General features: G+C 37.6%; 13 protein-coding genes and 1 pseudogene. 5 read left to right on the top strand and 9 right to left on the bottom strand.

The genetic code is table 11. The annotated features are described in order from the left end of the window. Positions 1–5 precede the first annotated feature (5 nt). On the bottom strand, positions 6–890 hold the full coding sequence (locus DRF60_RS13345; RefSeq protein WP_116012526.1) for a lysophospholipid acyltransferase family protein: 885 nt from the start codon (positions 888–890) through the stop codon (positions 6–8). Between the two features lie 80 nt (positions 891–970). Between DRF60_RS13345 and DRF60_RS13350 the strand changes: the two genes are divergently transcribed. Then, complete coding sequence (locus DRF60_RS13350; RefSeq protein WP_116012527.1) at positions 971–1,543, top strand: thioredoxin family protein; 573 nt, start codon at positions 971–973, stop codon at positions 1,541–1,543. 33 nt (positions 1,544–1,576) lie between these two features. Here DRF60_RS13350 and DRF60_RS13355 read toward each other — a convergent pair whose 3' ends face one another. Then, entirely contained in the window at positions 1,577–2,938 is a 1,362-nt protein-coding gene (locus DRF60_RS13355; RefSeq protein WP_116012528.1) for an aldehyde dehydrogenase, read from the bottom strand. 201 nt (positions 2,939–3,139) lie between these two features. Here DRF60_RS13355 and DRF60_RS13360 point away from each other — a divergent pair. The 3 genes and pseudogenes from DRF60_RS13360 to DRF60_RS13370 all read left to right on the top strand — a co-directional run bounded on the left by DRF60_RS13360 (position 3,140) and on the right by DRF60_RS13370 (position 6,107). Then, a pseudogene (locus DRF60_RS13360) lies at positions 3,140–3,826 on the top strand (IS5/IS1182 family transposase). Positions 3,827–3,900: 74 nt separating this feature from the next. Further along, on the top strand, positions 3,901–5,580 hold the full coding sequence (locus DRF60_RS13365; protein ID WP_116012529.1) for a hypothetical protein: 1,680 nt from the start codon (positions 3,901–3,903) through the stop codon (positions 5,578–5,580). Positions 5,581–5,597: 17 nt separating this feature from the next. Continuing rightward, positions 5,598–6,107 carry a hypothetical protein gene (locus DRF60_RS13370; protein ID WP_116012530.1) on the top strand — a complete coding sequence of 170 codons (510 nt, stop codon included), beginning with the start codon at positions 5,598–5,600 and terminating at the stop codon, positions 6,105–6,107. Positions 6,108–6,109: 2 nt separating this feature from the next. On the opposite strand, the gene DRF60_RS13375 is transcribed toward DRF60_RS13370, so the two are convergent. The 3 genes from DRF60_RS13375 to DRF60_RS13385 form a co-directional block, all read right to left on the bottom strand. Then, positions 6,110–7,672, bottom strand: a complete 1,563-nt coding sequence (locus DRF60_RS13375; RefSeq protein ID WP_116012531.1) for an MFS transporter — start codon at positions 7,670–7,672, stop codon at positions 6,110–6,112. Positions 7,673–7,988: 316 nt separating this feature from the next. Next, positions 7,989–9,035, bottom strand: a complete 1,047-nt coding sequence (locus DRF60_RS13380; protein WP_116012532.1) for an HlyD family secretion protein — start codon at positions 9,033–9,035, stop codon at positions 7,989–7,991. A gap of 5 nt (positions 9,036–9,040) precedes the next feature. Then, the gene (locus tag DRF60_RS13385) at positions 9,041–10,297 is read right to left on the bottom strand and encodes a TolC family protein (RefSeq protein ID WP_116012533.1); all 1,257 of its coding nucleotides are present in this window, start codon (positions 10,295–10,297) and stop codon (positions 9,041–9,043) included. 218 nt (positions 10,298–10,515) lie between these two features. Between DRF60_RS13385 and DRF60_RS13390 the strand changes: the two genes are divergently transcribed. Continuing rightward, the gene (locus tag DRF60_RS13390; RefSeq protein WP_116012534.1) at positions 10,516–11,319 is read left to right on the top strand and encodes a helix-turn-helix domain-containing protein; all 804 of its coding nucleotides are present in this window, start codon (positions 10,516–10,518) and stop codon (positions 11,317–11,319) included. Between the two features lie 258 nt (positions 11,320–11,577). Here DRF60_RS13390 and rplI read toward each other — a convergent pair whose 3' ends face one another. From rplI to DRF60_RS13410, 4 genes are all read right to left on the bottom strand, one after another. Further along, a complete protein-coding gene (rplI, locus tag DRF60_RS13395; RefSeq protein ID WP_111958111.1) occupies positions 11,578–12,096 on the bottom strand; it encodes a 50S ribosomal protein L9 in 519 nt (172 codons plus the stop codon). A 169-nt stretch (positions 12,097–12,265) separates the two neighbouring features. Next, entirely contained in the window at positions 12,266–12,568 is a 303-nt protein-coding gene (gene rpsR, locus DRF60_RS13400) for a 30S ribosomal protein S18 (RefSeq protein ID WP_034706728.1), read from the bottom strand. Positions 12,569–12,599: 31 nt separating this feature from the next. Continuing rightward, entirely contained in the window at positions 12,600–12,941 is a 342-nt protein-coding gene (gene rpsF / locus DRF60_RS13405) for a 30S ribosomal protein S6 (RefSeq protein ID WP_034706729.1), read from the bottom strand. A gap of 235 nt (positions 12,942–13,176) precedes the next feature. Then, a complete protein-coding gene (locus tag DRF60_RS13410) occupies positions 13,177–14,529 on the bottom strand; it encodes a chloride channel protein (protein WP_116012535.1) in 1,353 nt (450 codons plus the stop codon). Positions 14,530–14,594: the final 65 nt, after the last annotated feature.

Here is a 14,594-nt window from a genome sequence, read left to right on the forward strand (position 1 = left end):
CGGAATTATATTTTTTCAGCGTCAAACGTTTTGATAGATTCCTGGTACTTCCATTTTCTGTGTGACCAGAGATAATTGTCCGGATGCTTGTGCAAAGTGTTTTCCAGAAGCTTATGAAATTTCCTTACCACTTCATGTTCCGTAAACTTTTCACCGTCAGGATAGATCCTGTGGTAGTTCACCTGGTAATATCCCCGCTTTACTTTTTTCATTTCACAGTAAATGAACGCAAGGTCCATTCTGGTAGCCAGCTTATCATATCCTATAAATGCAGGGGTTCTCTGGTGCAGGAACTCTAATCCGTAATTGACGTGAGCAACATGCGGGGTCTGATCTGCTACAAACATATAAGCCGATTCACCATCATTTTTAGACCTGAAGATATTCATAATCACTTCATTGGCTTCCAGGGCTTCATTTCCGAATTTATTTCTAACCCTCTTCATCTGATTTTCCCAAAAATCACTGTTTACCTTTCTGTATACCGGATGACAGTGCTTCTGCGGAATAATTCTTGCGAAAGCATTCATCCATTCCCAGTTAAAGACATGCCCGGCAAGCATGATTACATTTTTACCTTCTGCTTTAGCCTCATGGAATGCTTCCTGATTGATATGCTGCATTCTTACCCGGGATTCCGTTTCAGAGATACTGAAAGATTTAATGGTTTCTACAAGATAATCCGAAAAATTCAGATAAAATTTCTTTCTTATGCTTCTTATTTCTTCCTCAGATTTTTCAGGAAAAGAGTTTCGGAGATTCTGTGTAATCACCTTCTTCCGGTAGCCTACCAGGTAGTAATTTAAAAAGAACATAACATCCGAAAAAATATACAATACTTTAAGCGGAAGTTTAGAAATTAAATATAATATTTTGATTAGGAAATTCATAAAACATGCAAATCTAGTGATAATAAAATTATGGTTCTATTTTTGCTTGCAATAAGTATTATTTTTTTTATTTTTATGTTATGAAAAAATTGTCGATCATAGCCTTCCTTGGACTAAGCATACTTGCTTTTTCCCAGGAAACCAAAAATGTACCGGAAGCAAGAAAGCAGGATAATGCCCTTCTGGTAAAACCTGATCATGCAGAATTGGATGCGAAGAAGAAAGCAGGAGAGGAAAAAGCAAAACTTCCCAAACCTTATGATCCTAAAGCTAATGCTGAAGCTGATATCAATAAGTTAATTGCCCAGGCTAAAAAGGAAGGTAAAAATATTTTGATCCAGGCAGGTGGAAACTGGTGTATCTGGTGTCTGCGTTTTAATAATTTTGTTCAAAGTACTTCTGAGTTGAAGGAAACTGTAGATAAAAACTATTTGTATTATCATTTGAATTATTCCCCGGAAAATAAAAATGAAAAAGTTTTTGCTAAATATGTTGACATTAAAGAAAAGCTTGGCTATCCTTTTTTCATAGTTTTGGATAAAAACGGAAAAATGATTTATGTTTTAAAAGACAGTTCTGTTCTTGAAGAAGGAAAAGGATACAGCAAAGAAAAAGTAAAAGAGTTCTTTGATCAGTGGGCTCCAAAGTCATAAAAAATATAATCGGGAAATTTCCCGGTTTTTTATTTATAACAGTTTCCTGATCCAGCTTAATTTCTTTTCAGAATAAGGCGGATATTTTATATCAGGCTCGCCCCAGGTTGCTTTTTCAAGAATGGATTTCTGATGAGAAAATGCTTCAAAACCATATATTCCATGATAACTTCCAATACCTGAGTTTCCAACCCCTCCAAAAGGAAGACGGTCATTTCCTAAATGCATGATCACATCATTAATACATCCTCCACCAAACGACAATTTCGTGGTGAACGCTTCTTTTTCTTCGGAATTCCGGGTAAAAAGATAGGCAGCAAGTGGTTTTTCAAGCTCCAGAATAGTAGTAAGAACCAGATTGAAATTCGTAAAGCTGATGACAGGGAGTATAGGTCCGAAAATTTCTTCCTGCATAACATCATCTTCCCAACTTACATTATTCAGAAGGGTAGGTTCTATAAATAGGTTCTTTTCATCAAAATTTCCTCCAAAGTAAACTTTTTCCTTATTGATAAGATTCATCAGCCGTTGGAAGTTTCTTTGATTAATAATTCTTGTATAATGTTCAGAGTCCGGTCCGTATTTAAATTCCGTAATATATTTTCTCAACATTTCCAGAAACTGTTCATGGACAGATTCTTCAACTAGCAAATAATCAGGGGCTACACAGGTTTGTCCGGCATTGAGGAATTTTCCCCATACAATTCTTTTGGCAGCTACCTCAAGATCTGCATCTTTGGTTACAATAGCGGGCGATTTTCCGCCCAATTCAAGCACAACAGGCGTTAAATGTTCTGCAGCAGCCTGATAAATGATCTTTCCAACCTTAGTGCTTCCGGTAAAGAATATTTTGTCGAATTTTAACTTTAAAAGCTCTGTGGTTTCACCAATACCGCCTTCATACACATACAGATATTCGGGAGGGAAATTTTCATTGATGATTTTTGCCATTGCCTTCATTGTATTTTCAGCGATTTCACTGGGCTTAAGAATACAGCAGTTTCCGGCAGCCATTGCTGCAATAATGGGAGAAAATGACAGCTGATAAGGATAATTCCAGGCTCCAATGACGAGTACACAGCCAAGCGGGTCAGCGTAAATTTTACTGTTTCCCAGTTGGTTGACAAGATTGGTTCTGACTTTTTTAGGCTTTGAAAGGGATTTTAAATTTTTGATATAATAATTAATATCATTCAGAATAAAAGACAATTCGGTGGTGAAGGTATCAAATTTTGATTTTCCAAAATCCTTGTTAATAGCCTCATACAGCATGTTTTCATGAGAAATAATAAGGTTTTTAAGCTTTTCAAGATACATTTTCCGGAAAGCAAGGCTTTTGGTTTGTTGTGTTTTGAAAAAATCTCTTTGCTTCAGTAGAATACTCTCAATTTCCATCGGTGACTTTTATAATATTAAACGTTCTTATTTTCAGGATCGTATAGGTTGGAAATTTATTAATAATAATTAAATATTGATCTAAATAAAATCATTTTATATTATTTTTTAATTGAAGTGATTTTGACTTTTGAAAGATTATGAAAACTAAAAAGGGTTGTCGATATTTGTTTTGCGAACTATATCAAAGACAACCCCATTATGTACTATGTATTTAGCAAAGATACGATAGAAGATGAAATAATTCCAAATTTACCAAAAGGCAAACGAGGCTTTAAGCCAACAGCTCCTTTGGCTGAGATTATTAGCTGTACTTTGTACAAATTAAAGACAGGGATCAGTGGCACCTTTTGCCCGTTAGGAGTTTGTTCAGCCGTATTGTTCTTAGCTATAAAACAGTTTTTGGGCATTATAGAAATTGATGCAAACAAGGATCATGGAAAAGTTGTTGGATACAATTATTAAAAAAATATAAATCCTTGTTAGATCTCTCAAGTTCAGATCTGGACGGCAGTCATACCACGGCATTACGAGGCGGCGAAGAGGTAGGATATCAAGGGCGAAAAAAAAGAAAAACGACTAATACTTTATACCTAAGGTTTTGATTCTGTAGATCTACTTTTGGCTTGCGAACAAAAAGAAATAATTCCTAATATAGCATATAACAGAAGAAATAATAGCCAATACACTGAGCGTATATTAGATAAAAAGCTTTATAGAGAACGATATTCGATCGAAAGAACAAATGCTTGGATGGATAGTTATCGAACTATTCTTAATCGATTTGAAACAACTGTTTCAAGTTGGATAGGATTTAATTTTATCGCATTCATAATCATTGCAATTAAGAAATTTATAAAAACTAAAAAGTCAAGATCACTTCATTAATTTAATGATAAATATTATAAAATTCATTATTTGGTGATAAAAATTTTGTAGTTTTATTTATATTAAATTTAAGGATGAGAAAGTTACTCTATTTATTCCCTTTATTCTTTTATTATTTCAGTTACGCACAATGTACAGGCTGCGGTGTTCAAAACCCTACCGATCCCAATTATCATTTTCCTGATAATACAACAGTCTGCTTTACTTCCGATATGACATTCAATAATCCGACGTTCGGGACAAATGCTAAGATTTGCATTGCTTCCGGTGTTACCTTGCAGTTTCAGAATAGTATAAGCGGAGCGGCCAATGCTCCTGTAAGCCTTGAAGTGCATGGAACACTCAATTTTAATCAGACCATAACGAGCGTTGCCAATCTCAATGTTCATGTTTTTGATACCGGGAATATAACAGTAGGCGGAGGGAATGGAAATCTCACCATTGACGGACAGATCAATGAAATTGTCAATGAGGGGCTTATAGAAATGGGAGTTTTGCAATTAGGGAATAATTCCACCAATAAGATTGATAATTTTGGAAATCTGAATATTAACGGAAACCTGAATATGAGCAGTTCTGCTACCACTTTATTCAGGAACGAAGGGGGCGGATTGATATTTATCGGCGGTAACTATGGGAATAACGAACAGAGTGTGTATGTCAATTGTGGTACCATTATATCTCAGAACGGATTTAATATTAATGGTGGTAAAATTATCAATACTGGATTTTTTACAGTTGAGGGAGATATTAATTTGTCCGGAAGCAGTAGTGAAATTTATAATTTTGGACTTTTTACTTCTACTGGAAATATGAATAATGCCCCTGCTGATGCTGTTATTTATAATGAAGGAGAACTGGCGCTGAACCAGTATCAAGGGGGAAATGCTGCCATTCAGGGACCTTCTTCATCTACAAAAAAAGGATATATAGTGTTGCAAAATCCTATTCAGGTGGGAAATGTGGCTGTGGGGCCCAATCTCGATTTCAGAAGAACAACAGGTATTTCTGACCCAGGTACGGTCTTCATGAACAGTAATCCAACCTTTCTGACGAATGTTACCTATGATTGCGCTTCTACCAACAGCTGTAGTGCGCCTCTGATCATTAATCCCGGATTTTGTCCTGCCATTAATGGAGATTTCCCCCCAATGGCGGTAGATGATACCTATACTATTGCTGCAGGAGGATCTTCTGTGGGAATTGTACTGGATAACGATTTTGAAACGTATGGCGGAGCACAGGCAACCCTTTCCAATGTTATTTTATCTCAGGTATCCACCTCAAATTCCAATATTTCATTGAATACTACGGATGGACATATTCTGGTAGCTCCGGGAACTCCTCCAGGCAATTATACTTTAGTCTATCAGATCTGTCAGACCGTTTCTCCGTCAAATTGTGACACGGCAACGGTAACTGTTACAATTCAGGGGACTTTACCTTGTTATAAACCTGCAGCTACAGCAGGAACTGTTCTTTCTCCGGATTTTGGAATTACTTCATTAAGCAGGGCAGATAAAGGAGCAAACAACTGGCCCGGCTTACGAAAAGGAGCTTGGGTTGTATTGGAATCGAAAAATAAAGGCTTTGTTCTTAACAGGCTTACCGATGCTCAGGTAGCAGCCATTCCACAGGCAGATCTTAAAGAAGGAATGATGGTTTACAATACCACACAAAATTGTCTGCAGGTCAATACTGACGGAACAGCTGCAGGTTGGAAATGTTTCAATACCCAAACCTGCCCGGATTAACCAAAAACTGAATAGTTATGAAAAAAATAGTCTTAATCATTATAATAACAGCCTCCGGAATTTTTAATGCACAGGTTGCTTTAGGGAAAACTGTTTTAGAATCAACTTCATCATCTATTGAATTCGGGAGTGAGAACCGCGGGCTTGTTCTTCCCTGGGTAACTAATTCCTCGGGCATTCAGAATCCTGTGAATGGTACTCTGGTTTTTGATACTTCGGATATGAAGGTGAAAGTTTATCAGAATAACCTTTGGAAAGATCTTTCCGTAGATACAACAGGTACTGCTGATACAAGTCTGCAGGATGGTTTGGCAGATCAGCCTGATGCAAAAGTTTCTGTAGGCACACCATCTTCCGTTTCAGGAATTCTGGTGCTGGAGGATAATAATAAGGCCATGATTTTACCGAAAGTAGCTTCTCCTCATCTCAATATTATTTCTCCTGCAGCCGGCATGATGGTTTATGATACCCAGAAAAAGCAGTTAGCCGTTTTCAACGGAACAGTGTGGTCTTTTTGGGGCGAGTAATTCTACATGATATTTCGTACTGCTATTTTTACAGGATGATACAACAGTAGCCCAATTGCAGTAATAAGAGCCAGCCAGAACAGACCCGTAAAAATTTCCATATTGGAAAGTAGAATAGACTGAGCTGTTATTTTAGCTTTAAAAGCACCGGCTGTCATGGATAAAGAATCATTAACCGGTAGTTTGGAAATATTGGCTCCAAAGATTTGACTCCACTGATTATAGAAGACAGGATTCGTATCCGTGAGATTAGCGCTAAGAGTGTCGGAATGTTTTAATGTTAAAAATAACATCAGATTTTGCATCAAAGCATAACTGATAGCGGTTGTCCAGAAACGGGTGGTTGTTCCCAGCGCAGTAGCATTGGACACATATTCTTCCGGTGTTCCTGAAATTAAAAAGAAGACAAGCGGCGTAAATAATAATCCCTGAGCAGCTCCCTGCAGAAATAAGGGCGGGCAGATTGTAGAAAGGGTAGTGTCAGGATAAAAAGTATACGTAAACCAGGCACAATCTATGGCCAGTAAAAGAAATCCTGTAAAGAAAACAATCCTTGAGGAAATTCCCCGAACCAAACAGATTCCCGATAAAAAAATACCAATAAACGTCCCTGCCACATTCCAGTATTGAATATTGACAATATAGTCCCATGGCCATTTCCAGACCGTTGCCATAATGTTGTAAACATTGTTCAGGCCGGAACGGATCGGATAAAAAATAAAAAAAAGGATCATCCCGGCAATCACATTCTTTGAGCTGAATACTTCAAAATGAAAGATCGGTCTTTTGGAATTCCTTTGCTTGAGCATAAACAATCCTCCCGAAAGAAGAAATATAAAAAGAGACATGATAATGGTATCAGACTCAAACCACATCAGTCTTTTTCCGTAAATGATAGCATACCCTCCTGACTGAAGACAGGCCCACAACAGGAACCAACTTGTGGTGTCCAGTTGATAAAGTGGCATTTTAGGAAAAAATCGGTTGGTATTGAAAAGAACGATTCCGATAACCAGGACAAAAACATGAAAATAAACCATCATCAAGATCATATGCCGGAAATCATAATTTTCAATGCTTGATTTAAGTAGTGATGTAGTGACTGTTCCTCCTGTGAGCATGATGGTATACATGAAAAGATAGGCTATTACCTTAGCGTGTTTGGTTTTCAATTCAGCAATGATCAGCGGGAGAAAAATAGCGCCTTCCAGCAGCCCGAAAATGCCTTCCAGAAATCTTATGACCAGTATGACCTGGTAATTGTTGGTAACCGAGAGGGCGTAAAGAATGATCACAGAAATGGAAGACATCAGCAAAACATAATATTTAACGCTGAAATAAGCCATAAACCTCTGTAAAACCAAAAGAGTGACCACAAAGGTTCCATACATCAAAATCAATAAATACTGGATGTCATCTGAATCTACATCCATAAAAGAAGAAGTGAAGGCACTGTTGGAATGCAAAAGCGACAACAACATCAGGTGGGGAAATAGTGCCAACACCAGAAGCGGCAGCTTCAGCCATTGCGGGACCCATTTGTGATAAATTGTATTATGCTGCATAAGATGTGTAAATGCGATAATTGGTGATTATTAATTTAATGCGAAGGCATAGATATTTCTCACTATTTCATCGAAATAAAATGCGGAAAGACAAAGAGCAGAATGTAAAAGTAAAAGGTAAGATGACAAACGCTAAAGAATAACCAAAAGCCTGTCGCTGCAGTCTCGTCTTTCCGCTAAAAAAAATCTAATCTGGCTGTTATTGATGTAGAAATTGGATTTGTGATGTTTACTATCTTTCACTCTAAAACTCTAAAACTCTAAAACTCTAAAACTCTAAAACTCTAAAAACTTAAAACCCTCCCACACAAAAACTTTATATCTTCTTCGCGCTCACCAGGACATTCATTCCGGAAAGTAGTTTTTTGTTATTTTGATGGGTATCGAGAATGATTTTTACCGGAAATCTCTGTTCGATTTTGACAAAGTTTCCCGTAGCATTATCAGGCTTTACCAGAGAAAACTGTGAGCCTGATGCTGGTGATACAGAAACTACTTTTCCTTTAAACTCAATTTCAGGATAGGCATCTGCAGTAATTGTTACTTCCTGCTTCGTGTCGATTTGTCCGAGTTGTGTCTCCTTATAGTTGGCAATGATCCATTTTTCCTTGCTTACCATTTGTACCAGAGCCTGGCCTTCTTTGATCAGCTGTCCTTCCTGGATTGTTTTTCTGCCTACCCAGCCATCGTAAGGAGCGGTGATCACGGTATATGAAAGAAAAAGTCTGGCATTGTTCAGGTTTGCATAGTTCTGCTGGATCTGGCTTTTTACCGGAGCCACTTTAGTCTGCTGTTCATTAGCACCGGCCTTTACTGAATTTTTTTGCTGTTCTAAGGCTAAAAGATTAGCTTTTGCCTGTTCATAAGAAGCTTTTACATTCTCAAACTGCTGTTCGGTTGCGGCATCTTCAGACACCAGGTTTTTATATCTTTTAAAATCCTGTTCCGTTCTCCATATATCAATTTTTGCTGAAGCTATTTTGGCATCAATGATCTTTGAATCACTTTCCTTTGTATTGACACCGCTCTCAATGGTTGTGATATTTTCTGCGTTGGCATGAAGGCCAGCCTCAGCCATTTTTACCTGGTTGATGAACTCTCTGTTGTCGATCACGACTAGGGTATCTCCTTTGTGCACGAACTGGTTTTCTTCAAACCGTATCTTTTTAATGAATCCCGAAACCTTACTGGAAACCGGGGTAATATACTGTTCGATCTGGGCATCGTTCGTGGTGACGTTTTTTCTTGAGAAGAGATAGAAACTTACCATGCCTGTGATGCCGCTGATGATCAGGATCCAGGCCAGAAGTGTAATTGACTTGTTGATTCTTTTTTCCTTTTGTGTCAGTTGTTTCTTTGCCATAGTTTTTATAAGTTTCCAATCGTGTACTGGAGTTGATAATATTTTAGTTGTCGGTTAATTTTTACGGAAATAAGATTGGATTCAGCTTCCAGATAAGCATTATCTGCATCGATGAGTTCTGTGATCAGGCTTAGTTTATTCGCATATTTTGTCCTTACAATGCGGTAGTTTTCTTTGGCCTGGCCAATGGCTTCTTCGGCAATCTTTACTTTCTGATCGGTTTCTTCGAATTTTTTATAAGCTTCATAAACAGAGTGTCTTACCTTTTCATCATTCTCTTCAATCTGGAGCTTTGCCAGATCAATACTTTCCCGGGCTTCCTGCATCTTGTATTTGTTTTTATACAGATTTTCGATGGGATAAGTAAGATTCACTCCAAGCATTCCCAAACGGTAGGCGTAAGGCTCAGGAGGGAAAAACATCATATTGGGATACTTAATAAAATATTCTCCACTTGCGGTAATTTTGGGTAAATAAATCGCTTTTGTAATTTTCTGATCCAGTTCTTTTAACGAAAGATTTTTATGGGTTATTTCTACGGATTCGTTTTTATTTAAAGCAGTTTCCGTCAGTTCATCAATATAGGGAATCGTAGCTCTGTCGGAGATAAGATCCTCCGTATCTACATGCATTTCCTGGGTTTCCGGAAGAGAAAGAATGGTTTTAAGCTTGTGTTCAGCAATTTGTATATCATTGTCCAGTTCTGTCCAGCTCATGGTGTGGTTGGAAAGCTGCAAAGACGTCCTCAAAACTTCATTTACTGTAACAACTCCATTGGCTTTTAAAGCTTTTACCTGCTTGATATTGACAGAGTCTTCCTTCATTTTATCATTAATAAGACTTTGCTGCTCCTTTAAATGATGAATCTGAAGAAAAGCGGTAATGATCTCCATTTTAAGCTGTCTTTCATCCTGATGGGTTCTCAAAGCTGAAATTTCGGTATCAATAGATGCTTTTTTCTCTGCATTCCTGATTTTTCCGCCCATATACACCGGAATTGATGCCGAAAGGGTAAAATCATACATTCCGTTAATAACATCATATTTTGTGGCTTTATTGAAAAAGCCGTTTTGATGCTGGAAAAGATTGGTTACCTGATTATAGCTGGTGTGAAATTCTATATCCGGAAGTTTTTCCATAGCAAGGTCTTTTTCCCTGGTGGCAGACATTTCTTTTTTTAAGTGGCTTATCTGTATATTTTTATTGTTTTTTAAGCCGGTCTCAATAGCCTTCTGAAGACTCAGATGCTGGTAGTCGATCATTTGTGAGTGTAAAAAACTGCCTGTCAGCAGTAAGCACAACGCTATGCACCGATATCTGCCAGCGTTAAATGTCATATTCATAATTTATTTAAAGGATTTTTGCTAAAATGATTTTGATGCTGCAAAGTTAAGGTGCGAAGTATCGGACCTGATTTGTGAAAGCAGAAAAAGATTTGCTCATTTACGCCAATCTGAAATTTTCTTTATACCTTTATTGTATGAATGACAGCCATTTTAAAGCGGTAGAAGATGATGATGCAGAATTTTATGTGTATAATGTGCTTACAGGAGATGTCACCACAGATATTCATCATCACAGTTCTGCCCAATTGGTATATGCAGAGGGCGGAATCGTCCATGTTTTTACTGATCTAAAACATTGGTATCTTCCGGCAAGATGCTTTATGTGGATCCCGGCGGGAACGCCGCATTATATTTTCTCAACCAGCCCAAAAGTAGATTTATACAATTTTTATTTTAAAAAAGAGGAGAATGAAAGTGGCTTCTTTGATGAAATTAATATCTACTCGGTCAGTCACTTGCTTAGGGAAATGATCTTGTATACCAAAGACTGGGATGGGAAAATCACAAAAAATGATGGTGCTAAATATTATTTCCTTAAAGCCTTAAAAGGAATTCTTCCCGAAAAAAGAGATAAAAAGCTGGCTTTTCCGGTTCAGCATCCTTTTCCAAAAGATGAAACCCTTCTGAAGATTGCCAAATACATCCATGCTAACCTTGAAAAACCTCTTACCATTGAATCTACGGCGAAAGAATTCGGAATGAGCACCAGAACTCTCTCTCGGAAGTTTAAAGAGATTTTAGGTATGAATTACGTCCGTTTTCTGCGGGCTCTGAGAATCACCCGTTCATTGGAATTAATGTTGGAAGGCAAATACAATATGTACGAAATAGCAATGATGGTAGGGTATAACAGCCTTTCTTCATTCAGTAATATCTTTAAAAAAGTAATCGGGGTACCGCCTACGGAATATCAGCAGAAACTGAGAGGAGATAAGTAAGTTGTGGAGAGTAGGAGAGTTTGAGAGTTTTTTGGAGGTTCCGTGATTTGTTATATAGAGTAGCGTTGAGGAATTCAATGGAAAAAGAAATAAATATTTACCTCAAGCTTTTCCTGACCCTAATTCTCCTTCCTTGAAGGGGTGGATTTTTGCAACGCAAAAAGACGGGGTAGTTAAAAAGATATCAATACAACAAATACAAAAAAAAACCACTTCAAAGGAAGTGGTTTATATATTTGAGAAAATCTCTTTAGAATCTTAAGCTTCTTCAGAAGGAGTTTCTTCTACTACTTTAGCTTTAGGAGCAGCTGGTTTAGGAGCTTCTACCGGAGCGTCAGATACGATGTCGAATTCAAAGTTGTACTCAACATTTCTGTGTAGTCTGATGTTTGCAGTAACTTTACCAGTTCTTTTAATAGTGTTCCCTGGGATTTTGATGTATTTCTTCTCTACAGAAACTCCAGCTTTAGCAAGAGCAGCAGAAAGATCTGCATTGTTGATAGATCCGAATAACTTGTCGCCAGAACCTACTTTTGCAGGAATAGTAACAGAAGTTTTCTTTAACTGATCTACTACAGCGTTAGCAGCAGCGATTAATTTAGCTTCTTCTTCTTTTCTAGCTTCTAAAGTAGCTTCAAGAGCTGCTTTGTTTTTAGGAGTTGCTAAAAGTGCAATTCCTTGAGGAAGTAAGAAGTTTCTTGCATAACCAGGCTTTACGCTTACTGTATCAAACTCAAGTCCTAAGTTTTCTACGTCTTTTTTTAGGATGATATCCATTGTTGTTGTCCTTTTTTTAGAATTTAGATGCTGGAAATTAGAAATTAGATGGAAGACAATGTCTGTTTATCTGAAATCTTAGATCTCTTATCTAAAATCAAGTTAGAATTAAATTATTTATTCAGCAACAAAAGAAGAGGTTGCCCTCTTCTCTTATTTATTTTTTGTCTTATTTCAATAAGTCAGCTACGTAAGGTAGTAAAGAAAGGTGTCTTGCTCTTTTGATAGCAGCAGAAACTTTTCTTTGGTATTTTAAAGAAGTTCCAGTGTATCTTCTTGGTAAGATTTTACCTTGCTCGTTTACAAACTGTAATAAGAAATCAGCATCTTTGTAATCAACGTGCTTAATTCCGTATTTTTTGAATCTACAATATTTCTTTTCAGATTTTGTATTGATATCAAGTGGAGTAAGGAATTTTACTTCAGATTCTCCTCCAGCTGAGGCTTGTTTAGCCATTTCGTCTATTGCCATGTCTTGTCTTTTTTTAAAATAGGGTTAATAATTAAGCTCTAGCCGCTTTGATTTTAGTTCTTCTAGTTACAGCGTACTCAACAGCGTGCTTGTCAAGTTTTGTAGTCAGGTAACGGATTACTCTTTCGTCACGTTTGAATGCCAATTCTAAATCAGCAACTACAGTACCTTCACCTTTAAACTCGATTAAAGTGTAGAATCCATTCTTTTTCAATTGAATTGGATAAGCTAGTTTTTTTAATCCCCAGTTTTCTTTGGCAACGATTTCACAGTTCTTTTCTTTTAAAAGATCTTCAAATTTTTTCACTGCTTCCTCTACCTGAGCATCAGATAGAACGGGAGTTAAAATGAAAACAGTTTCGTAATTGTTCATAATGTTAAATGAATTTGTTAATTATTTCGAGGTGCAAAATTAGAAAATATATTTGTAATATGCAATATATGGAGTGAAATTGTTTCGGGGTGCGGGCTTCGAGTTTAGCATTTAAAGTTCGGGGTTTTAAGTTTAAAGTTTTAAGTCATTTCTAATTATTCCCATAAAAGTATCTTTAAACTATACTCGTAACTAATAATTGACAACTTAAAAACCCGAACCTCGTATTCCGAAACTAATCCTTCCCCCTGATCTCCGTTAGAAAATTCGCCTTAATCACATCATACAGAGAATGTCTGCTCACTAAAATAGAAATAATGGAAGAGACCATTCCTGCCAGCATCAGGTGGAAGATGAGAGAATGCCTGTCCGTCATTTCAAGTACAATAATGGCTGAAGTAAACGGAGCCCTGGTAATTCCGGTAAGAAAAGCTACCATTCCTGCGAGAATCACCACATTGGTTTCGTTGGCCGTCAAATGAATGACTCCTGAGATCACAGATCCTATACTGGCACCTGCAGTAAGGGCCGGAGCAAAAATCCCACCGGCACCACCTGATGTGAAAGACAGGGCAGGGCCAAGCATCCTTAGGATAGGGACATACCATTCTTCATGTTTATCGTTAGTAAAAAGAACACGTTCCATAATTTCTTTTCCGGATCCAAGAATCTCGCGGTTGATGAAATACGCTATGGAAGCAATAAACAGCGCGCAAAGCACCAGAAATATAATATTGGCTTTATCTGTTTTAAGTTTTCTTTTCTTCCAGTCACTCATCTTAAGCATCATGACGGAAAGCTGGCTCGCCAGGATTCCGGCAGTTCCTGCCACGAGAATAATAGGAAACATAACCATCAGAGAAACATCGTTTGTTTTTGGATAACCTAGATATAAATAGGATCCTGCTAAAGTCTGGGCTGTCAGGCCTGCAATGATTACCGCCGTAAACAAAGCGGTTTTGAAATAATTGATATGTGTTTTGGAAAGTTCTTCCACAGCAAATACAATTCCTCCCAAAGGCGTATTAAATGCGGCTGCAAGTCCCGCTGCAGCGCCGGTCATGATCATGTTTTTCTTTGAGATTTTCGGCCACCAGTGGGGAAGATATTCGTTGACCTTTCTGAACACAGAACCTGCAATCTGAATGGTAGGTCCTTCACGTCCTACAGCACCGCCTCCGATTACCAGAACGACGGATGAAACGATTTTAAAAACAATGATCTTAAGACTTAAAAGGCTTCTGATTTTTGTATGCTCCTTCGGGTTGGCCAATTCTACAGCAGCCATCACCTGTGGAATGCCACTGCCTTTGGCGTTGGGCGCAAACTCTTTCACCAGCCACCATGAAAGAACAAATCCAATCGGGGCAATAATAAAAATCATCCATGAATGCCAGTTCATAATGAAATGCAGCAGATGTTCTCCCCATGCGAATATCTTAGCATACATTACCGCAAAAAAGCCAGTGATCACAGAACCTATCCAGAAAGGAATGGCCTGCAGCAGATTGTTTTTCAGCTGTTCGTTGCGGATATTGTCAAAAGACTTTTTAAGGCCTTGTCGAAGGAGGGAGAGAATTTTCAGCATTTGTGGTCTAAGACATTTTATTGAACTGAAAAGTAAGAAAATTAGATGGTATTAAAAAATCCTGT

It is taken from the genome of Chryseobacterium elymi, from assembly GCF_003385495.1.
GTDB classification, from domain to species: Bacteria; Bacteroidota; Bacteroidia; order Flavobacteriales; family Weeksellaceae; genus Chryseobacterium; species Chryseobacterium elymi.